This window comes from Taklimakanibacter albus (genome assembly GCF_016595235.1).
Classification (GTDB): domain Bacteria; phylum Pseudomonadota; class Alphaproteobacteria; order Rhizobiales; family Aestuariivirgaceae; genus Taklimakanibacter; species Taklimakanibacter albus.
In genome coordinates this window covers 1298721-1319104 of record NZ_JAENHL010000006.1, presented here as the reverse complement: position 1 = coordinate 1319104, position 20384 = coordinate 1298721, and the positions used below count along the sequence as shown (strand labels likewise).

Below are 20384 nucleotides of genomic sequence, written 5' to 3'. Positions count from 1 at the left end.
ATTGCTCTACGTCTTTCCCGATGGCCTCACGGCGAAGGTGGCGCAGGAATACCGGCGCCCCTATGCCGATCCGGTGAAGGGCAAAGCGGGTGACCTTCTCGTTCCCGACTATTCCCGAGAGACCGATCTCTTCGGCTGGACCTGGTGCCGCAATGACGCGGGCCAGGAAGGCTGGGCGCCGGGCAACTGGCTTGCGCCGCACGGCGACAAGCTCCGGCTGATCCGGGATTTTGACGCCATCGAGCTGACCGTCACGGCGGGCGAGATCGTGATGCTGCATTACGCCGAAAGCGGCTTCTGCTGGGTCACCACGACGGCGGGTGAAACCGGCTGGGTGCCGGATGCGGTTCTCGTGCTGCCGGCATCGTGATCGGAATTGACTCCATGCCCCGGGCGCGGGATTCTTTCCCGCGCACACCGTCTCCTCAAGGATCTCCATGACAACGATGCCCATCCGCCTGACCGCGACGCCGCTCGGGACGGACGACATTGCGGCCATTGCGCGGCGCCGGGCGCGCGTCGAAGTCTCTCCGGAAATTCATGCGCGGATCCAGGCGAGCCGCGCGGTGGTGGAGCGCCACGCCGCCGAAGGGCGCAAGGTCTATGGGCTGACCACGGCGCTCGGCGCCGCGGTCGATACGCCGCTCGGCGAAGAGGATCTGATCACCTATCAGCGCAGGATCGCCTTCGGCCATGCCGTCGGCTTCGGGCCGCCGCTGCCCGGCGAGGCGGTGCGCGCCATGATGGCGGTCAGGATCGCCGGCATGGCGGCGGGTGGCACCGGCATTTCGCCTGGGGTCTTTGAAGGGCTCGTTGCGGCACTCAATGCCGGCCTGCACCCGGTGGTGCCGTCGCTGGGCTCGCTGGGTGCCGCCGATCTTTCGCCCTTGGCACATATGACACTCGGCCTCATCGGCCAGGGTCAGGCGGAATATGCGGGCGAGACCCTGCCGGCGGTGGAAGCGCTGAAGCGCGCCGACCTGCCGCCGCTCGAGATCCATGCCAAGGACGGCCATGCCCTCATCGTCGCCAACAGCCTGTCAGTCGCGCAAGCCTGCCTGGCGCTCGAAGATATCGAGCGGGCCTTCCTCTGGTCGCTGAAAGCCTATGCGCTGAACCTGGAAGCCTTTCGCGGCAATGTCAGCGCGCTCGATGAGAGCGCGATGGCGGCGCGCCCGGCCTTCGGACAAAGGGAGGTCGCCGCGCAATTGCGCGACCTGCTGGCGGGGAGCACGCTGTTCACGGAAGGCGCGGCCCGGCGCATCCAGGATCCGCTCAGCTATCGCTGCGTGCCGCAGGTCTGGGGGGCGCTGCGCCACGCGATCGACGAGGCGCGCGCCGCGACCGAGATCGAGCTCGCCAGCTCCGGCGACAACCCTGTGGTGCTGGCCTCAGAAGACCGGATCGTGTCGCATGGCAATTTCGACATGACCGCCTTCGTCCTCGCCTGGGAGCGGCTCGGACAGGCGCTTGCCCATGCCGCGGCGGGCATCGCCAACCGGACGATCAAGCTCATGTCGCCGGTGGTGGCGGATCTGCCGCGCTTTCTCGCCGCCGAGGGCCAGAACCGCATCGGCCTCGCCATTCTGCAGAAGCCCATTTCGGCGCTCGAGGCGGAAGTCCGCTTTCTCGCCAACCCCATTTCACTGACGCCGATCGCCGTTTCCGACTGGATCGAGGACCAGGCGTCGATGGCGCCGGGCGTCGTCGCGAAAACCAGCCAGATCGTCGACCGGCTGCGGCACCTCATCGCCATGGAGCTCATCGCGTCAGCCTATGCGGCGGAAATCCGCGGCGTGACGGCCGAGCTCGGCCGCGGCACGGCCGAGGCCTATAGAGCGGTGCGCAGCCGCGTCACGCCGTTCGACGACAACCGCGAGCTCGGCGCCGATACGGTGCGGATCGCCGAGATGATTGCGTCGGGCTGAGCAACCTGGGATAAGGCCGCCATGCCGCTCGATCTCTTCTTTGCCTTTCTCGCCGCCAGCGCCTTGCTGTTCGCCAAGCCCGGGCCGGCGATGTCGGTGATCGTCGCCAACAGCATCGGGCAGGGCGTGCGCGGCGGGCTCGTCACAGTCGCCGGCAATGTCATCGGCTTCGTGCTGCTGATCTCGCTCGTCGCCTTCGGCCTCGCCTGGATCGCCGAGGCGATGAAGACCTGGTTCGACTGGATCAGGCTCGGCGGCGCCGCCTTTCTTCTTTATCTGGGGTTCACGCGCCTGTGGTTCGCCGGCAGGGCCGGTCTCGCCGGACCGCAGCCGACGGGGCGGCTGTTCCGCGACGGTTTTCTGGTCGCCGTCGCCAATCCGGAAGTCATCCTCTTTCTCGCCGCCTTCCTGCCGCCCTTCGTCGACCCGAACCGGCCGGCGGCACCGCAGCTGTCGATCCTCGGCGTCACCTTCGTGGCGGTGAGCGCCGTCTTCGGCGCCGTGCTGGCGATCTCGGCCGCCCAGGCGCGCAATTTCCTCACCGGCGAACGCCTCGTCTGGCTCGATCGCCTCAGCGGCGGGCTTCTGGTGATCGCCGCGCTGTGGCTCGCCTGGCCCAGATAATAATGACGGACCGCCGCGACCATTGGGATCATACCTACACCGTCAAATCCGATACGGCCGTCAGCTGGTATCAGGACGTGCCGGAGCGTTCGCTCGCCTTGATCCGCAAAGCGGGGACGGGCTCGGTCATCGATATCGGCGGCGGCGCCTCGCGTCTGGCCGACCGGCTTTTGGCCGAGACTTATGATGATCTCACCGTGCTCGACATTTCCGACGTGGCGCTCGGCCGTTCGAGGGAACGGCTCGGCGTCGAGGCGGGCAAAGTCGCGTGGATCGTCGCCGATATCACGCGCTGGACGCCTGAACGGCAGTGGGACATCTGGCATGACCGCGCCGTGTTCCACTTTCTGACCGAGGAAGCCGCCCAGGACGCCTATATCGCCGCGCTCAAAGCCGGCACCCGGCCTGGATCGCATATCGTGATCTCGACCTTTGCGCTTTCAGGCCCCGAGAAATGCAGCGGGCTGCCGGTGCAGCGCTATAGCGCCGAGACTCTGGCGGCGCGGCTGGGAAGGGATTTCGTGCTCGAGACTCAAGAAGTCGAAACCCATGCGACTCCCTTCGGCACGACCCAGAATTTCACCTTCGCGGTGTTCAAGCGGATTTGATCAATGTCTTGAGAGGGGCTTCGCCATTGCCGGCCCAGCTTTCACTGAACACGAGCTCGTCGAGCGCCAGGCGCTTGCGCCAGCCTTTGTTTTCGAGCTCCGGCTTGTTGGCGAAATCCGAGACATAGCCAAGACAGAGATAGGCGACCGGCGTTATCTGCGCCGGAATGCCGAGCAGAGCCTTCAACTCGTCCTTGTCGAGGATGCTGACCCAACCGACGCCGATGCCTTCGGCGCGCGCCGCGAGCCAGAGATTCTGTACCGCGCAGACGGTGCTGTAGAGATCCATCTCGGGATTGTGCCAGCGCCCAAGCGGGGCGTCGGCGGTGCGGCTGCGGTCGCAGGTGATGCAGAGATTGACCGGCGCCTCGATGATGCCGTCGAGCTTCAGCGAGCGGTAGAGAACCTGGCGTGCGTCCTCGATATGGCGGACTTCCTCGGCGCTCGCCCGGCAGACGAGATCGCGGATCCGGGCTTTGCGTTCCGCATCACGGATGAGGATGAAATTCCAGGGCTGCATATAGCCGACCGAGGGCGCGTGATGGGCGGCGGTGAGGAGACGCGCCAGGATCTCATCGGGAACCGGCCGGGGCAGGAACTGGCCGCGTATATCGCGACGGTTGAATATCGCACGATATACGGCGTCACGCGCTGCCGCGTCGAAATCGGTGGTTGTCGGCGTAATGGTCTCGGCCTGCATCGCTTTTCCCCTCGCGTTGCATCGCTGCCACCCGCCTGTCCAAACGGGAGCCGTCCTGCCTGGCCGGTCTTCTGGCTCGGATTCATCTTTCTCCAGCGCCTTCCCGGTTGAACCAGTGGCTTTGCACTTCAGTATAAGATGCTGAAGTAGCTGGAAAAATCCTCCTTACAGCGTTGGGCACGCCACGGGCTTGCACCGTGTTTCCGATTCTCCCGCAAGGGCACCGGGCAGTCCCAATTCCTTACGAGAAATCGTCGTCTGCTGTCCAGAATCCTCTTGCAAGCGCCGGCGCCGCTATGGCTTGCTGAGCGACCTGTTCAGAGAGGGACCCATGACACTCGAAGCCTATATCGCCTTCTGTATCGCCGCGATCGCCATCGTCATCGTGCCGGGACCGACCGTCACCATCATCATCGCCAACAGCCTCAAGCACGGCACCCGCGCCGGTCTGCTCAATGTGGCCGGCACCCAGGCGGGCCTCCTGGTCTGGATGGCCATCGCCATTGCCGGCCTCGCTTCCGCCATCACCTATATGGGTGTGTGGTTCGACGTTCTGCGCATCGCGGGCGCCGCCTATCTGATCTGGCTCGGCATCAAGCTCATACGTTCAAAGGGGCAGTTGACGGCCGCGGCCGCCACGGCGCCCCGGGGCGGTTTCTTCTTCCAGGGTTTCGTCGTCATCCTCTCCAATCCAAAAGTGCTGCTCGTTTTCGGGGCGCTCATCCCGCAATTCATCTCTAAAGACGGCGACTATCCGAACCAGTTGGTCCTCTTGGGCCTGAGCTTCATGGTCATCGCTACCGTCTTCGACAGCCTCTATGCCTTCGCCGCCGGCAATGCCGGGTCCTGGCTGTCGCAGAAGCGGGTGCGTTTCGTCGAGGTGTCGAGCGGCCTCTGCCTGATCGGCGGCGGGCTGTGGCTCGCCTTGCGCGGCCGCTGAATTCCGTCCCGCGGGTGCATTCGAGCCATGTCATCTGAAAGGTTGACAGGGTTCCCCTGCGCGCGCACGAAGGCATCCTCCTGAAAGGCTTAGGAAAAGACCGAGAAACCCATGCCCAGCTATCGTTCCCGTACCACCACCCATGGCCGCAACATGGCCGGCGCGCGCGGCCTCTGGCGCGCCACCGGCATGAAGGACAGCGATTTCGGCAAGCCGATCATCGCGGTCGTCAATTCCTTCACCCAGTTCGTGCCGGGCCATGTGCATCTGAAGGATCTGGGCCAGCTGGTAGCGCGCGAGATCGAAGCGGCCGGCGGTGTCGCCAAGGAATTCAACACCATCGCCGTCGATGACGGCATCGCCATGGGCCATGACGGCATGCTCTATTCGCTGCCGTCGCGCGATCTCATCGCCGACTCGGTCGAATATATGGTCAATGCCCATTGCGCCGACGCGATGGTCTGCATCTCCAATTGCGACAAGATCACCCCCGGCATGCTGATGGCCGCCATGCGCCTCAATATCCCGGTCGTCTTCGTCTCGGGCGGGCCGATGGAAGCCGGCAAGGTGGTCCTCAAGGGCAAGGAGGTCGCCCTCGATCTGGTCGACGCCATGGTGGCGGCCGTCGACGACAAGGTCTCCGAGGAGGACATGAAGGTCATCGAGCGCTCGGCGTGCCCGACCTGCGGCTCGTGCTCCGGCATGTTCACCGCCAATTCGATGAACTGCCTCACCGAAGCGCTCGGCCTGTCGTTGCCCGGCAATGGCTCGACGCTCGCCACCCATGCCGACCGCCGCCGGCTTTTCGTCGAGGCGGGCCATCTCATCGTCGACCTGGCGCGGCGCTATTACGAGCAGGACGATGCCAGCATCCTGCCGCGCTCGATCGCGACCTTCGCCGCCTTCGAGAATGCCATGACGCTCGACATCGCCATGGGCGGGTCGACCAATACCGTGCTGCATCTCCTCGCCGCCGCGCATGAGGCCAATCTCGATTTCGGCATGGCCGATATCGACCGGCTGTCACGCCGTGTGCCGGTGCTGTGCAAGGTGGCGCCGTCGAAGTCCGATGTTCATATGGAAGACGTGCATCGCGCCGGCGGCATCATGGCGATCCTGGGCGAGCTTGACCGCGGCGGGCTCATCGATACGTCGGTGCCCACCGTCCATTCGGAAAGCTTGGGCGCGGCCCTCGACCAGTGGGACGTCGTGCGAACCAAAAGCGCCAAGGTCAGCGACTTCTTCCGCGCCGCGCCCGGCGGCGTGCCGACGCAAGTCGCTTTCAGCCAAGAGCGCCGCTATGACACGCTCGATGTCGACCGCGAGAAGGGCGTGATCCGTTCGGCCGAGCATGCCTTCTCCAAGGATGGCGGCCTCGCGGTGCTCTACGGCAATCTTGCCGAGCTCGGCGCCATCGTGAAGACGGCCGGCGTCGATGAATCGATTCTGGTCTTCTCAGGACCCGCCGTCGTGTTCGAAAGCCAGGATTCGGCGGTGAGCGGCATTCTCACTGGCAAGGTGAAAGTGGGCGATGTCGTCGTCATCCGCTATGAAGGACCGCGCGGCGGTCCCGGCATGCAGGAAATGCTGTACCCGACGAGCTATCTCAAATCGAAGGGCCTCGGCAAAGCCTGCGCGCTCATCACCGACGGGCGTTTCTCAGGCGGCACATCCGGCTTGTCGATCGGTCATGCTTCGCCCGAAGCGGCGGAAGGCGGGCTGATGGGCCTCGTCCGCAGCGGCGACCGCATCGAGATCGACATCCCGAAGCGCAAGCTTCATCTGGCGGTCGACGAGGCGGAAATCGCCCGGCGCCGCGCCGAAAAGACCGCGCGCGACGGCGCCGTGTGGAAGCCGGAAGAGAAGCGCAACCGCAAGGTTTCGACCGCACTTCGGGCCTATGCCTCGATGGCGACCAGCGCCGCCAAAGGCGCGGTGCGCCACGTCCCGGAATGAATTAAATCTCCCTCCCGCGCGTCGCGGATGCGGGGGAGGGAGATCTGATCAACCCATTCCCAGCTTCTTGGCGAGTTCTTCGTCCCAGAAGGTGGCCTCGATCTTGTGGCCGTCGAGGTCGCGGATGAAGGCGCCGTAATAGGGCTCGCCATATTCCTCACGCGGTCCCGGCTTGCCGTCGTCGCTGCCGCCGGCGGCGACCGCCGCCTTGTGGAAGGCGTCGACCTCGGCCTTGGAGCCGGCCGCGAAGCTGACATGTGTTCCATTGCCGATCTCGGCCTTCTTGCCGTCATGCGGCTCGCCGACCCAGAATTCCGGGAATTGCTTGCCGAAGGCGGCGACTCCGGGATGCTCCATGATGATCTTGCAGCCAAGCGGGGCGAGCGCCTTCAAGTAGAAGGCCCTGGCCTTGTCGAACTGGTTGGTGCCCAGTGAAACATGCGAAATGATGGACGGATTGTCGTTGGCCATTATGGTTACTCCCTCTGAATGGGCGGATCATACTGCCGCCTGCTGACAGGTTGCGGCAGGAGCCTTATCGGGCTATGGCTTCCGCCATGGCGCGCACTGGCTTTTATCCCGGCAGTTTCGACCCCGTTACCTACGGCCATCTCGATATCATTGCGAGATCGGCGAGGCTTGTGGACAAGCTCGTTCTAGGGGTCGGCACGCATCACGGCAAGAAGGCGCTGATCGATGCGGAAACGCGCATCAAATTGCTCCAGACCGTGACGGCGCCGATCGCCGAGCATACCGGCATCAAGATCGCGGTCGAGACCTTCGACGATCTCGCCGTCGATGCGGCGAGGCGGGCCCAGGCGGGCCTCATCATCCGCGGGCTGCGCGACGCCAGCGACTTCGATTATGAGGTCCAGATGGGGCAGATGAACGGCTCGATGGCACCCGATATCGAAACGGTTTTTCTCGCCGCCAGCCCGGCGACACGGATGATCGCATCGTCCCTCGTCAAGCAGATCGCCGCAATGGGCGGCGACGTCACTTTGTTCATCCCCAAGGAAGCGCTGGCTGCCGTAAAGGCTGCCCTCAAAAAGCCCGCCTGAAGGGGAAAACCCGCGTCATTCAACCCCAAGGAGACCCGCATGAAATTCAAACTGGGCCTTGCCGGCCTGATCGCCGCCGTGGCGCTGAGCAGTCTGCCGCTGGCGGCGCAGGAGCTCGACCCCGAGAATACGCTGGCGATCAAGACCACCGATAAGTGCACGATCACCGTCAAGCTCAGGCCCGATCTCGCGCCCAATCACGTGGCGCAGATCAAGAAGCTGGCGCGCGCCAAATATTATGACGGCGTGCCCTTCCACCGCGTGATCGACGGCTTCATGGCGCAGACCGGCGACGGCCAGAATGGCGATGGCACCGGCGGCTCGAACGAGCCCAATCTCAAAGCCGAATTCACCAACACGCATTTCGCCCGCGGCGTCGTCGGTATGGCGCGCACCTCCGACCCGAACTCGGCCAACAGCCAGTTCTTCATCATGCTCGCCGATGGCGGCTTCCTCGACGGCCAGTACACGGTATTCGGCGAAGTGGCGCAGGGCATGCCGTGCGTCGACAAGATCGCCAAGGGCGAGCCGCCGTCGGAACCCGATAAAATGGTAACTGTCAGAGTCATGAAGGATGTAAAGTGATGGCTAGCGATCTCGAAAACACGATCTACATGGACCTCGCCAAGGGCCGGGTGACCATCGAACTCAGACCCGACCTCGCGCCCAATCACGTGGCGCGCATCAAGGAACTGGCGCGTGAGGGCTTTTACGATAACGTGGTGTTCCATCGCGTCATCGAAGGCTTCATGGCGCAAGGCGGCGATCCGTCGGGCACCGGCATGGGCGGTTCGAAGAAGCCCAATCTCAAGGCCGAGTTCTCGAAGGAGCCGCATGTGCGCGGCATCTGCTCGATGGCGCGCTCGTCCAATCCGGATTCGGCCAACAGCCAGTTCTTCATCTGCTTCGGCGACGCCACCTTCCTCGACAAGCAATATACGGTGTGGGGCAAGGTCACGTCCGGCATGGAGCATGTCGACGCGCTGAAGCGCGGCGAGCCGGTGCGTGATCCGGACCGCATCGTGAAGATGCAGGTCGCGGCTGACGCCAAGGCCTGATCATCATGCCGATCGGAAAGCGGGGGGCGATCCTGGGCGCGATGCTGCTGACGGTTTCGGCGGGCGAGGTTCTCGCCACCGACAACATCACTTGCAGCGCGCCTGACTACGATACGTCCATGAGCTTTCTGGTCGGCACGACTCCAGGCCTCAGGCCCCTGAGCCTCAGCATGGAGTCGAAAGGCAAGAAGTGGTCGACGGCGGCTGAAACCGGCGTCACCCCCGTCCTCGTCGCGCAGTCCTTCTCAGACGACGAGGGCATGAAGATCGATGTCACCGACGGCAATGCCGAGGCGATCATCGCCAAGCTGCGCGTGAGCTATGCGCATGAGGAGGGCACGGAAGGCATATTCTCCGGCACTCTGCATATTGTCGGCTTGGGCGCCTGGCCGGTAACCTGCTTGGGAGAGTAGTCTCCCATGCGCGTTTCCGATTTTGATTTCGAGCTGCCGGACGAGCGCATCGCGCTCCGCCCGGTCAACCCGCGCGACGCCGCAAAGCTGCTGGTCGTGCGGCCCGACAGGCTCGATGACCGTATTTTCCACGAGCTGCCCTCGCTGCTGCGTCCGGGCGACGTCCTCGTCTTCAACAAGACCAAAGTGATCCCCGCGGCCTTGACCGGCAACCGGATCGGGCGTGGCGAAGCGACACCCCGGATCGAGGCGCTTCTCCATCAGCGCTTGGACGGCTCGCGCTGGAAGGCCTTCGCCAAGCCCGGCAAGCGGCTGGCGGTCGGGGATAAGATCCGCTTCGGCGCCGAGGGCCGTGTCTGCCTCCTGGGCGTGCTTGACGCTACGGTCGAGGAAAAGGGCGAAGGCGGCGAGATCACGCTCGCTTTCGACTTCCACGGGCCCATTCTCGATGAAGCGATCGCTGCTTTGGGCGATATGCCCTTGCCGCCCTATATCGCCGGCAAACGCGAGCGCGACGATCAGGACCGCGCCGACTATCAGACCATCTATGCCGAGGAAGAAGGCGCGGTGGCCGCGCCGACAGCGGGGCTGCACTTCACGTCCGGTCTGATGAAGACGCTGCAAGAGATTGGAATAAAAGAAGAATTCATCACGCTCCATGTCGGTGCCGGCACCTTCCTGCCGGTGAAAGCGGAAGACACGGCCGAGCACAGGATGCATTCGGAATGGGGCGAGGTGCCGGCCGATGTGGTCGACCGGCTGAAGGAAGCCAAGGCCAAAGGCGGGCGGATCATTCCGGTCGGGACGACCTCGCTCCGGCTCCTCGAAAGTGCCGCCCGCTCGGGCGAGCTCAAGCCATTCCGCGACACGACGGATATCTTCATCACGCCCGGCTACCGCTTCAGGGTAGCCGACCTGCTGATCACCAATTTCCATCTGCCGCGCTCGACACTGTTCATGCTGGTTTCCGCCTTTGCGGGGCTCGAGCGGATGAAGTCGGCCTATGCCCATGCCATCCAGGAAAGCTATCGGTTCTATTCCTATGGTGATGCGAGCCTGCTATTCCCCGCGCCATCATGAGCGAAGGTTTCTCTTTCACACTGCACAAGACCGATGGCACGGCGCGCCGCGGCACCATCACCACCGGGCGGGGCGAGATCCGCACGCCGGCTTTCATGCCGGTCGGCACCGCCGGCACGGTCAAAGGCCTTTATCCTGAACAGGTGTGCGAGACGGGCGCCGACATCATCCTCGGCAATGTCTATCACCTGATGCTGAGGCCTGGCCCTGAGGAAGTGGCGAAGCTCGGCGGCCTGCACAAATTCGCCAACTGGCCGCGGCCCATCCTCACCGATTCCGGCGGCTTCCAGATCATGTCGCTCGCCAAATTGCGCAAGATCTCGGAAAAGGGCGCCGTCTTCCAGTCGCATATCGACGGGCGCAAATACGAGCTGACGCCTGAGCGCTCGATGGAGATTCAGCGGCTGCTGGGCTCCGACATCCAGATGCAGCTCGACGAATGCCTGATGTATCCCCATACCGACAAGGATGCCGAGCGCGCCATGCAGCTGTCGCTGCGCTGGGCGGAGCGTTCGCGCCAAGCCTTCGGAAAGCAGCCGGGACGCGGCAATTTCGGCATCGTGCAGGGCGGGGTGAATGAAAAGCTCAGGCGCCTCTCGGCCGAGGGCCTGACCGCCATCGGCTTCGAAGGCTACGCGATTGGCGGCCTCGCGGTGGGCGAGGGCCAGGCGCTGATGCTGCAGACGATCGAGAATACGGCGCCGCATCTGCCCACCGACCGGCCGCGCTATCTGATGGGCGTCGGCACGCCCGAGGACATTCTCGAAGCGGTGGCGCGCGGCGTCGACATGTTCGACTGCGTGATGCCGACCCGGTCCGGCCGCCATGGCCAGGCCTTCACCCGCTTCGGCAAGATCAATCTGCGCAATGCACGACATGCCGACGATCCGCGTCCGCTCGACCCCGAAAGCCCATGCCCGGCGCTGTCGGTCTATTCGAGGGCCTATCTGCATCATCTGATCCGCTCGGGCGAGCTTCTGGGCATGATGCTGCTGTCCTGGGCCAATATCGCCTATTACCAGTCGCTGATGCAGGGCATCCGGGACGCCATCGATCGGGGCCGGTTCGAGGAGTTCCGGCTTGCGACCAAGGAACAGTGGCAGCGGGGTGATATTTCCGCCTAGACTCGCCCTCGGATCACCCCGACGGAGGCATATCCGATGAAAATGAGTGGCGAAGAGATCATCCCGGCCTCGCGTGAGGCGGTGTGGAAGGCGTTGAACGATCCCGATATCCTCAAACAGGCGATCCCCGGCTGCGAAGCGATCACCAAACATTCCGACACCGAGCTCGAAGCCAAGGTCATGGTGAAAGTAGGGCCGGTCAAAGCGAGCTTCACCGGGAACGTCAATCTCACCGATCTCAATCCGCCGGCGAGCTACCGGATCTCCGGCGAAGGCAAGGGCATTGCCGGCCTCGCCAATGGCGGGGCGGATGTGCGTCTCGAGGAGGTCGAAGGCGGCACGAAGCTTTCCTATGACGTCGATGCCCAAGTGGGCGGCAAGCTCGCGATGCTGGGCTCTCGCCTCATCGACTCCACCGCGCGGTCGCTGGCGACCCAGTTCTTCGACAAATTCGCCAAGATCGTCGGCGGTGTGCCCGACGAGGAAGAAGCCAAGGAAGCGTAGAAAAAGAAGAGCTGATCACCAACCATGCTGAGGTGCGAGCGAAGGGAGCCTCGAAGCACGATCCAGGTACAGAGGTCTCGCCGCTTGCCACCCTTCGAGGGCCGCTTCGCGGCCACCTCAGGGTGATGGTGGGGCTCTTAATTCATACGCTAAAGCCGATAACCGAAGAGATGCAGGCCGAGGAAGATCGCGATGAAGATCGCCGCATAGGCTAGTGCGACGAAGAAGACGGCGTGATGCAGGAGGCGCAGCCAGGGCGGCGCGCCCTTGAGACGCCGATGCAGCCCGAACAGCACTGACACCAGCAGGACGGCGACGGCGAGGATCATCAGCCTGATCAGCATCTGGGCCTATTTCCCGCCGCCCGCGACATGCTCGCCGTCGCGCGTCAGGTAATAGGCGAAGAGGATCGGAATGAAGGTCACCGCGATCACGAAGATGGCGACGACATTGGTCACCGGGCGCTGGCGCGGGCGGATGAGCTCGGTCAGCATCCAGATCGGCAAAGTGGCCTGCTGGCCGGCGGTGAAGGTGGTGACGATCACCTCGTCGAAGGAGAGCGCGAAAGCCAGCATGCCGCCGGCGAGAAGGGCGGAGCCGATATTGGGCAGCACCACATAACGGAAGGTCTGGAAGCCGTCGGCGCCCAGATCCATCGAGGCCTCGATGAGGCTGCCGGCGGTGCGGCGGAAACGGGCAAGCGCATTGTTGTAGACGACGACGATGCAGAAGGTGGCGTGGCCGAGCACGATCGTCCAGAACGAAAAGTCGAAATCCATGATGTTGAAGGCCGAGCGCAATGCGATGCCGGTGATGATGCCGGGAAGGGCGATCGGCAGGATGAAAAGCAGCGAGATGTAATCGCGGCCGAAGAAGCGGGCGCGCGAAACCGCCGCCGCCGCGCAGGTGCCGAGCACCAAAGCGACCGCCGTGGCGATGCTCGCGACCTTCACCGACAGCCACAGGGCATTCCAGATGTCCTGGCGCTCCCATGCCGCGCCGAACCATTTGAGTGTCAGGCCCGGCGGCGGGAACTGGTAGCTCTTCTCCTCGGTGGTGAAGGCATAAAGAAAGATCAGGAGCAGCGGCACGTGGAGGAACAGGAGCCCGGCGATGGCCGCGAGGCTCAAAGCGCGCGGGGCCCGTTGGCCGCGTTCAGAGCGCATCGAACGCCCCCATGCGCTTGGCGATCGAGAGGTAGATGCCCATGATCACGATCGGCACCACGGTGAAGGCGGCGGCGAGCGGGATGTTGCCGGCGGTGCCCTGCAGCGTATAGACAGCTTGCCCCAGGAAGTAGGTCGACGTGCCGACGATCTGCGGAATGATGTAGTCGCCGAGCGTCAGCGAGAAGGTGAAGATCGAGCCGGCGATGAGGCCCGGCAGAGCAAGCGGGAAGATCACGGTCCAGAAGGTCTGGCGCGGCACGGCGCCGAGATCGGCCGAGGCTTCGAGGAGATTGGCCGGCACGCGCTCGAGCGCCGCCTGCGTCGGCAGGATCATGTAAGGCAGCCAGACATAGAGGAAGACGAGGAAAGTGCCGATATAGGAGATGCTGAGCGAGGGACCGCCGATCACCGGGATGGCCAGGATGGCGTCCAAAGCCCACGTCAGATAGAGCTTGTCGGCGAGCCAGGTGATGATGCCTTCCTTAGCGAGGATGAGCTTCCAGGCATAGACACGCACCAGGTAGCTCGACCAGAGCGGCAGCATCACGGCCAGATAGAAGAAGGCCTTCCAGCGTCCGCGGGCATAACGCGCCGCATAATAAGCGATCGGGAAGGCGATGAGCGCGGCCGCCAGCGTGACCGCCACCGCCATGACGAGGCTTCTCAGAATGACATCGACATTGGCGAGATTGAGGAGCTCGGCATAGGTCGACAGCGTGAACTCACGCTTCACCATACCGGAAAATTCGTCGATCGAGAAGAAACTCTGCGCCAGGAGTGCCAGCAGCGAGCCCAGATAGACGATGCCGAGCCACAGGAGTGGCGGCGCGATCAGCAGCGTCAGCAAGAGATGCGGGCGGCGGAACAACGTATCTGAGATCCGCCGCAGGAGTCCGCCGCGCCGGTCGTGAACGGTGCCGGCCGCCGTATCTGTCACGCCTCGTCCTCCATGGCGTGAAACGCATCGGCCGGCCACTGCAAGGTGACGGTGTCACCGATATTGACCGCGCCGAAGGACGAGGGGGCGGAGACGGCGATCGCCTGGCCCGCCGCCTCGGCATTCACCCGCGTCACCGCGCCTTGATAGTGGACGGAGGTGACGGTGGCCTCGACCGCGTGGCTGCCCGGCGTCATCCCGCGCGCCGTGATGGTGATCTTCTCCGGCCTGAGGCTCACCCATTTGCCCGGGCCGCCGGTCCTTTGCATGAAGTCCGGCGGCAGCACATTGGACGAGCCGACGAAATCGGCGACGAAGCGGGTGCGCGGGCGCTCATAGATGTCCTTGGGCGCGCCAACCTGGATGATCTTGCCGTTGTTGAAGATGGCGACGCGGTCGGCCATCGACAGGGCCTCGCTTTGGTCATGGGTGACGAAGACGAAGGTGATGCCGAGATTGCGTTGCAAGGTCTTGAGCTCGACCTGCATCTGCTCGCGCAGCTTGAGATCGAGGGCGCCGAGCGGCTCATCGAGGAGCAGCACTTTCGGCTCATTGACGAGCGCGCGCGCGAGCGCCACACGCTGGCGCTGGCCGCCCGACAGCTGCGAGGGCCGGCGCGCCTCGAAGCCCTTCAGCTCGACGAGGTCGAGCGCTTCCAGCGCCTTCGTCTGACGCGCCTGACGCGCAACGCCCTTCACCATCAGTCCATAGGCGACATTGTCCAGAATGTTCATATGCGGGAAGAGCGCATAATCCTGGAAGACGGTGTTCACGTTGCGCCGATAGGGCGGCAGGCCCTCGGCCGTCTCGCCGAATATCTCGATATGGCCGCTGGTCGGCTGCTCGAAGCCGGCAATGAGACGCAGGCAGGTGGTCTTGCCCGAGCCCGACGGGCCCAGCATGGCGAAGAATTCGCCGGGCGCGATGTCGAGAACGACATCATCGACCGCGCGAACAGGGCCGAAATGGCGCGAGACGTGCTGGAAGGAAACTGCGCTTGTCATGAGAGGAACTCCCGCCGGAATGCCGGCGGGAGCTTTCGTTGTTCAGCGGCCGCCGAGCACGGCGATATAGTCGGAGACCCAGCGGTAATAGGGTACGCAGCCGGCGCTCTGGCTGGCGCATTTGGCGACCGGCGTGCGCCAGAAGCTGATCTTGTCGAAATTGCCGAGCCCATTGGTGTCGCAACCGGCATCGGTCAGGAGCGCGTTGCCCTTGCAGGCGGCGGTGACGGCGGGGACCGAGCCGAACCAGGCGGCGAGATCACCCTGGAGCTTGGGATTGATCGAATGCTCGAGCCACATATAGGCGCAGTTCGGATTGGCGGCTTCCGAATGCATCATCGTCGTGTCGGCCCATCCGGTGGCGCCTTCCTCGGGAATGGTCGAGGCGATCGGCTGCTTGTCGGCGACGAGCAGGTTCACCTGGAACGGCCAGGAGGAGGAGGCGGCGACGCCTTCATTCTTGAAGTCGTCGATCTGGATGAAAGCGTCATGCCAATAACGGCCGACCAGCTTGCGCTGGGCGCGCAGCAATTCGAGCGCCGCCTTGTACTGGTCCTCATTGAGCTCGTAGGGATCCTTGATGCCGAGCTCCGGCTTGTGCTTCATCAGATAGAGGGCGGCATCGGCGATGTAGATCGGGCCGTCAAAGGCCTGGACACGACCCTTGTTCGATTTGCCGTCGGGAAAATTCTGCTCTTCGAAGACGACGTTCCAGCTCTTGGGCGCTTCCTTGAAGACATTGGTGTTGTAGGCGAGAACATTGGCGCCCCACTGATAGGGCACGCCATAATGCACGCCGTCGACCGTATGCCAGGGCGCATTCTGCAAGCGCTCGTCGACGGTCTTCCAGGACGGGATCAGATCGGTGTTGATCGGCTGCACGCGTTTGCCGGAGATCAGGCGGAGCGACGCGTCGCCCGACGCGGTCACCAGATCGAAGCCGCCTTCATTCATGAGGGCTACCATTTCATCCGAGGTGCCGGCGGTCTTTATGTTGACCTTGCAGCTGGTCTTCTTCTCGAAGTCGGTCACCCAGTCGTAATTCTTGTCGGTCTCGCCGCGTTCGATGTAACCGGGCCAGGCGACGATATTGACCTGGCCTTCGCCGGGGCCGATTTCCTTCTTCATCTCGGCCGCAGATGCGAGTCCAGTGAGCGCAGCGATCGCTATCACGGAAACGAAAGTACGCTTCATACGATTCATGATGTCCTTCCTCCTCCGAGCCAATATGATTGTAACACGCACTGAACGGCTCTCTTCAGTGTGCCGCGCGTTCCTCAGTATGCTGCTGATTTTGCAGCATGCTGGGCTATGGTTACATCAACGTTAGCTTGTCTTCCCAGGGAAGGGAAGTGGGTCTTAAGTCTGGTTAAGGATAGCCGCCAATGCCCTTATGGCTGAAAGATCCGCTGGCGATTCTGGCTGAAAATGCCGAGCGCGGCGTCGTCATCGACGGTACGAAAATCGTAGAGCTGGTGGCGAAAGGACAGGAGCCTTCGTCGCCGATCGACGAGACCTTCGAGGCCGGACGGCATGTCGTGCTGCCGGGGCTCGTCAACACCCATCATCATTTCTACCAGACGCTCACCCGCGCCCATCCGCAGGCGATCAACAAGGAACTGTTCGCCTGGCTCCAGACTCTCTATCCAGTCTGGGCGCGGCTCAGCCCCGGGGATCTGGCGATCGCCACAAGGCTGGCTCTGACCGAGCTCCTGATGTCCGGCGTCACCACGACATCCGATCATCACTATGTCTTTCCCTCGGGCCTCGACGAAGCGGTCGACATCCAGGTCGCGGAGGCGCGCCGCGCCGGCCTGCGCATGACAGTAACGCGCGGCTCGATGAATCTCTCGACCAAGGATGGCGGCCTGCCGCCCGATTCGGTGGTGCAGGACGAGGATACGATTCTCGCCGATTGCGAACGTGCCATCACGCGTCATCATGAGCGGGGCGAGGGCGCGATGATCCAGATCGCGCTGGCGCCATGCTCACCCTTCTCGGTCACCAAGGGACTCATGCGTGCAACGGCCGAGCTCGCCCAGGCGCAGGACTGCCGGCTCCATACACATCTCGCCGAAACCCAGGACGAAGATGCCTATTGCCGCGAGGTTTTCGGCATGTCGCCGCTCGATTACCTCGAAGATACCGGCTGGCTCACGGCGCGCAGCTGGCTGGCCCATGGCATCCATTTCTCCGATGGCGACATCGAAAGACTCGGCCGCCATGGCGTCGGCGTTTGCCATTGTCCGACCTCCAACATGCTGCTCGCCTCCGGACGCTGTCGCACCTGCGAGCTCGAAGCGGCGGGTGTGGCCGTTGGGCTCGGTGTCGACGGCTCAGCCTCGAATGACAGTTCGAACCTCATGGAAGGCGTGCGCCACGCTTTGCTCGCCAACCGGCTGACCTATGGAACGAAGGTGACCCATCTCGACGCCTTGCGCTGGGCGACGCAAGGGTCGGCGCGGTGCCTCGGGCGTGACGACATCGGGGTCATTGCCGCCGGTAAGCAGGCGGATCTGGCGCTCTTCACCCTGGAGGAGCTGCGGTTTTCGGGTGCCGGCGACCCACTGGCGGCGCTGGTCCTGTGCGGGGCGCACCGGGCCGACCGGGTGATGGTCGCCGGGCGGTGGCGGGTGAGCGAGGGACTGCCGGTCGGCGTCGATCTGGAGCGCCTCAGGGCCGAGCACGGAGCGGCCGCCAGCCGGCTCATCATGTTGGATTGACCAAATTTTTAATTGCGTGATAAGCTTTTACTCAACAAGAAACAGAACACGGGAACGTTAAGGGGTGATCATGGGCAGTTCTAACGGACAGCCGGCGGTCGTTGTTGAGGGATTACATAAGAGTTTCGGTGACCTCGAGGTTCTCAAAGGTGTATCGCTGACGGCCCATGAGGGTGACGTCGTGTCGATGATCGGCGCCTCCGGCTCGGGCAAGAGCACGTTTCTGCGCTGCATCAATTTCCTCGAAATGCCGACCCAGGGCCGCATCCAGGTCACCGGGGAGGACATCAGCCTGAAGACCGGCCATGACGGCAATCTCCATCCGACCGACCGGCGCCAGCTCGAACGTATCCGCACCCGCCTCGGCATGGTGTTCCAGTCCTTCAACCTCTGGCCGCATCTCAATGTGCTGGAGAATGTGATCGAGGCGCCGGTGCACGTGCTGAAGGTGCCGAAGGCGGAAGCCATCGAACGCGCCGAAGCGCTGCTTCAGAAGGTCGGGCTCTACGAGAAGCGCAACCAATATCCGGCCTTCCTGTCGGGCGGCCAGCAGCAGCGCGCCGCCATCGCTCGCGCACTGGCGATGAATCCCAAGGTCATGCTGTTCGACGAGCCGACCTCGGCGCTCGACCCCGAGCTCGTCGGCGAGGTGCTGAAGGTCATCCGCGATCTGGCCCTTGAAGGGCGCACGATGATTCTCGTCACCCACGAGATGAAGTTTGCGCGCGACGTGTCGAGCCACGTGATCTACCTGCACAAGGGGCTCATCGAAGAAGAGGGGCCGCCGAGCCAGGTTTTCGGGTCGCCGAAGAGCGACAGATGCAAGCAATTCGTATCCGGCATCCACTAGATTGTCTCTGCAACTTTCGGACCCGTTTGCAACCTTTCGACGACGTGCTTTAGTTTGACGGCGCATCCGAACGGAGCGCCTGGGCTTTCACAAAAACCGGATCGAATGATCCATACTAGGGAGAGAAGACGATGACATTCACCCGCCGCCTGATGATGGCCGTAGCGGTCACCGCGCTTTGCGGTTTCGCCGCCGAGGCCAAAGCGGATATTAAGTTTGGCGTGGCCGCCGAACCCTACGCGCCCTTCACATCGAAGGACCCTTCGGGGAAATGGGTCGGCTGGGAAATCGACCTGATGGAAGCGGTCTGCGCCCAGATGAAGGAAAAGTGCGAGCTGGTCGAGGTGGCTTGGGATGGCATCATCCCGGCGCTGACGGCCAAGCAGATTGACGTCATCTGGTCGTCGATGTCGATCACCGCCGAGCGCAAGAAGACAATCGAATTCACCACGATGTACTACAATACGCCGTCAGCGATCATCGGCACGAAGAACGGCGATACCGACATCACGCCTGATCATCTTGCCGGGAAGACCATCGGTGTCCAGGTGGCCACCACCCATCAGCGCTATGCCGAGAAGTATTTCAGCGCCAAGTCGACTGTGAAGAGCTACCAGACACAGGACGAGGCCAATAACGACCTCGCGGCCGGACGCCTGGACTATGTTCAAGCCGACAACAGCGCGCTCAAGGACTTCCTGAATACCGATCAGGGGACGGCCTGCTGCGAAATGAAGGGGCAGGCACCGGAGGACATCGAGATCCTGGGCGAAGGTGTCGGCGGCGGCATCCGCAAGGAGGACACGGAATTGAAAGCTAAGCTCGACGCGGCGATCCATGCGCTGGCGAAGGCGGGCGAAATCCAGAAGATCACCGAGAAATATGAGAAGCTCAACGGTGAAATCATTCTTCCGAAAGAATGATATGCAGGGGCTGCGCCGGTTCGCCGGTGCAGCCCGTTCCCCAATAATCACTCGGCGCTTTCATGTTCATTGCTGCATCGAATTGGGAGCTCCTTTGGCAGTGGAAGGGAAACCTTCTCTCCGGCGCCATTTCGACGCTCCAGATCTCGTTTCTCGCCTATGTTTTTGGGCTTAGCCTCGGCCTCGCCGGTGCCATGGGGAAGCTTACCGGCGGGAAGGTCCTGAAGGGAATTCTCGAAGTCTATACGACGGTGATCAGGTCGCTGCCGGAACTCCTGCTCATCGTGATGCTCTTTTATCTCGGCACCGACATGCTCAATCGCCTGATGCTGACGCTCGGCTACGAAGCGATGCGCATCAACGGTTTCGCTGCCGCCGTGGTGGTGCTGGGCTTCGTGATGGGCGCCTATGCGACAGAAGTCCTGCGCGGCGCCATCCAGGCCATTCCGATCGGCCAGATCGAGGCGGCGAAAGCCTATGGCATGTCGCCCTTTCTGCTGTTCCGCCGCATCATCCTGCCGGCCATGTTGCCTTATGCCATTCCAGGTCTCTCCAATCTGTGGCTCAACATCACGAAGGATTCGGCCTTGGTGGCAGTTGTCGGCTATAGCGAGCTGGCGCTGCAGACCAAGCAGGCGGCCGGCAGCACCAAGGCTTACTTCACCTTCTTTGTCGCCGCGGCGCTGCTCTATCTCATCATCTCGATGACGTCCCTGCGCATCTTCGGGGCGCTCGAGAACTATGTCCGGCGCGGCCAGCCGAAGCTGGGTTAGGGGGCGGGC

Annotated in this window: 24 protein-coding genes and 1 riboswitch; of the genes, 17 read left to right on the top strand and 7 right to left on the bottom strand. The window is 63.2% G+C overall.

The annotated features are described in order from the left end of the window. Nucleotide 1: 1 nt before the first annotated feature. From JHL16_RS11180 to JHL16_RS11165, 4 genes are all read left to right on the top strand, one after another. Nucleotides 2–370, top strand: a complete 369-nt coding sequence (locus JHL16_RS11180; protein ID WP_200184892.1) for an SH3 domain-containing protein — start codon at nucleotides 2–4, stop codon at nucleotides 368–370. A 67-nt stretch (nucleotides 371–437) separates the two neighbouring features. Next, complete coding sequence (locus JHL16_RS11175; protein WP_200184891.1) at nucleotides 438–1928, top strand: HAL/PAL/TAL family ammonia-lyase; 1491 nt, start codon at nucleotides 438–440, stop codon at nucleotides 1926–1928. A 21-nt stretch (nucleotides 1929–1949) separates the two neighbouring features. After that, nucleotides 1950–2552: a LysE family translocator gene (locus JHL16_RS11170; RefSeq protein ID WP_200184890.1), complete on the top strand. Its 603-nt coding sequence runs from the start codon at nucleotides 1950–1952 to the stop codon at nucleotides 2550–2552. 2 nt (nucleotides 2553–2554) lie between these two features. Next, nucleotides 2555–3160 (top strand): class I SAM-dependent methyltransferase, encoded by a 606-nt coding sequence (locus tag JHL16_RS11165; RefSeq protein WP_200184889.1) that lies wholly within the window; start codon nucleotides 2555–2557, stop codon nucleotides 3158–3160. On the opposite strand, the gene bluB is transcribed toward JHL16_RS11165, so the two are convergent. After that, nucleotides 3147–3860: a 5,6-dimethylbenzimidazole synthase gene (gene bluB / locus JHL16_RS11160; protein WP_200184888.1), complete on the bottom strand. Its 714-nt coding sequence runs from the start codon at nucleotides 3858–3860 to the stop codon at nucleotides 3147–3149. The two genes, JHL16_RS11165 and bluB, sit on opposite strands and share 14 nt — an antisense overlap. A gap of 44 nt (nucleotides 3861–3904) precedes the next feature. Next, nucleotides 3905–4103: riboswitch (cobalamin riboswitch) on the bottom strand. A gap of 88 nt (nucleotides 4104–4191) precedes the next feature. On the opposite strand from bluB, the gene JHL16_RS11155 reads away from it, so the two are divergent. Continuing rightward, nucleotides 4192–4800 (top strand): LysE family translocator, encoded by a 609-nt coding sequence (locus tag JHL16_RS11155; RefSeq protein ID WP_200184887.1) that lies wholly within the window; start codon nucleotides 4192–4194, stop codon nucleotides 4798–4800. A gap of 111 nt (nucleotides 4801–4911) precedes the next feature. Then, entirely contained in the window at nucleotides 4912–6756 is a 1845-nt protein-coding gene (gene ilvD / locus JHL16_RS11150; protein WP_200184886.1) for a dihydroxy-acid dehydratase, read from the top strand. A gap of 48 nt (nucleotides 6757–6804) precedes the next feature. Here the strand turns inward: ilvD and JHL16_RS11145 are convergent, their stop codons facing one another. Continuing rightward, on the bottom strand, nucleotides 6805–7227 hold the full coding sequence (locus JHL16_RS11145) for a VOC family protein (protein WP_137857819.1): 423 nt from the start codon (nucleotides 7225–7227) through the stop codon (nucleotides 6805–6807). Between the two features lie 86 nt (nucleotides 7228–7313). Here JHL16_RS11145 and coaD point away from each other — a divergent pair, with 86 nt between their 5' ends. The 7 genes from coaD to JHL16_RS11110 are packed head-to-tail and all read left to right on the top strand — an operon-like array spanning nucleotide 7314 to nucleotide 11996. Continuing rightward, nucleotides 7314–7817, top strand: a complete 504-nt coding sequence (gene coaD / locus JHL16_RS11140) for a pantetheine-phosphate adenylyltransferase (protein WP_137857887.1) — start codon at nucleotides 7314–7316, stop codon at nucleotides 7815–7817. Nucleotides 7818–7856: 39 nt separating this feature from the next. Then, nucleotides 7857–8402 carry a peptidylprolyl isomerase gene (locus JHL16_RS11135; RefSeq protein WP_200184885.1) on the top strand — a complete coding sequence of 182 codons (546 nt, stop codon included), beginning with the start codon at nucleotides 7857–7859 and terminating at the stop codon, nucleotides 8400–8402. Beyond that, nucleotides 8402–8875 (top strand): peptidylprolyl isomerase, encoded by a 474-nt coding sequence (locus tag JHL16_RS11130; protein ID WP_137857817.1) that lies wholly within the window; start codon nucleotides 8402–8404, stop codon nucleotides 8873–8875. Before JHL16_RS11135 ends, JHL16_RS11130 begins: the two co-directional genes overlap by 1 nt. Before the next feature lie 5 nt (nucleotides 8876–8880). After that, entirely contained in the window at nucleotides 8881–9288 is a 408-nt protein-coding gene (locus JHL16_RS11125) for a hypothetical protein (protein WP_200184884.1), read from the top strand. 6 nt (nucleotides 9289–9294) lie between these two features. Beyond that, nucleotides 9295–10368 carry a tRNA preQ1(34) S-adenosylmethionine ribosyltransferase-isomerase QueA gene (gene queA / locus JHL16_RS11120; RefSeq protein WP_200184883.1) on the top strand — a complete coding sequence of 358 codons (1074 nt, stop codon included), beginning with the start codon at nucleotides 9295–9297 and terminating at the stop codon, nucleotides 10366–10368. After that, nucleotides 10365–11492: a tRNA guanosine(34) transglycosylase Tgt gene (gene tgt / locus JHL16_RS11115; protein ID WP_200184882.1), complete on the top strand. Its 1128-nt coding sequence runs from the start codon at nucleotides 10365–10367 to the stop codon at nucleotides 11490–11492. The genes queA and tgt overlap by 4 nt, the downstream gene beginning before the upstream one ends. Nucleotides 11493–11528: 36 nt before the next feature. After that, nucleotides 11529–11996, top strand: a complete 468-nt coding sequence (locus JHL16_RS11110) for an SRPBCC family protein (protein WP_200184881.1) — start codon at nucleotides 11529–11531, stop codon at nucleotides 11994–11996. Nucleotides 11997–12145: 149 nt separating this feature from the next. Here JHL16_RS11110 and JHL16_RS11105 read toward each other — a convergent pair whose 3' ends face one another. Genes JHL16_RS11105 through JHL16_RS11085 form a run of 5 tightly spaced genes read right to left on the bottom strand, consistent with a single transcriptional unit; the run spans nucleotide 12146 to nucleotide 16300 of the window. Beyond that, nucleotides 12146–12340 (bottom strand): hypothetical protein, encoded by a 195-nt coding sequence (locus JHL16_RS11105; RefSeq protein ID WP_200184880.1) that lies wholly within the window; start codon nucleotides 12338–12340, stop codon nucleotides 12146–12148. Between the two features lie 6 nt (nucleotides 12341–12346). Next, nucleotides 12347–13162: an ABC transporter permease gene (locus JHL16_RS11100; protein ID WP_200184879.1), complete on the bottom strand. Its 816-nt coding sequence runs from the start codon at nucleotides 13160–13162 to the stop codon at nucleotides 12347–12349. Then, complete coding sequence (locus JHL16_RS11095; RefSeq protein ID WP_200184878.1) at nucleotides 13152–14102, bottom strand: ABC transporter permease subunit; 951 nt, start codon at nucleotides 14100–14102, stop codon at nucleotides 13152–13154. Before JHL16_RS11095 ends, JHL16_RS11100 begins: the two co-directional genes overlap by 11 nt. Beyond that, a complete protein-coding gene (locus JHL16_RS11090) occupies nucleotides 14099–15106 on the bottom strand; it encodes an ABC transporter ATP-binding protein (RefSeq protein WP_200184877.1) in 1008 nt (335 codons plus the stop codon). The genes JHL16_RS11095 and JHL16_RS11090 overlap by 4 nt, the downstream gene beginning before the upstream one ends. A gap of 42 nt (nucleotides 15107–15148) precedes the next feature. Further along, entirely contained in the window at nucleotides 15149–16300 is a 1152-nt protein-coding gene (locus JHL16_RS11085) for an ABC transporter substrate-binding protein (protein WP_420884534.1), read from the bottom strand. A 191-nt stretch (nucleotides 16301–16491) separates the two neighbouring features. On the opposite strand from JHL16_RS11085, the gene JHL16_RS11080 reads away from it, so the two are divergent. The 4 genes from JHL16_RS11080 (at nucleotide 16492) to JHL16_RS11065 (ending at nucleotide 20375) form a co-directional block, all read left to right on the top strand. Next, nucleotides 16492–17829 (top strand): 8-oxoguanine deaminase, encoded by a 1338-nt coding sequence (locus tag JHL16_RS11080; RefSeq protein WP_200184875.1) that lies wholly within the window; start codon nucleotides 16492–16494, stop codon nucleotides 17827–17829. A gap of 70 nt (nucleotides 17830–17899) precedes the next feature. After that, nucleotides 17900–18679 (top strand): ABC transporter ATP-binding protein, encoded by a 780-nt coding sequence (locus JHL16_RS11075; protein WP_200184874.1) that lies wholly within the window; start codon nucleotides 17900–17902, stop codon nucleotides 18677–18679. A gap of 131 nt (nucleotides 18680–18810) precedes the next feature. Further along, complete coding sequence (locus JHL16_RS11070; protein ID WP_200184873.1) at nucleotides 18811–19602, top strand: transporter substrate-binding domain-containing protein; 792 nt, start codon at nucleotides 18811–18813, stop codon at nucleotides 19600–19602. A gap of 62 nt (nucleotides 19603–19664) precedes the next feature. Then, complete coding sequence (locus JHL16_RS11065; RefSeq protein ID WP_200184872.1) at nucleotides 19665–20375, top strand: ABC transporter permease; 711 nt, start codon at nucleotides 19665–19667, stop codon at nucleotides 20373–20375. Nucleotides 20376–20384 lie beyond the last annotated feature (9 nt).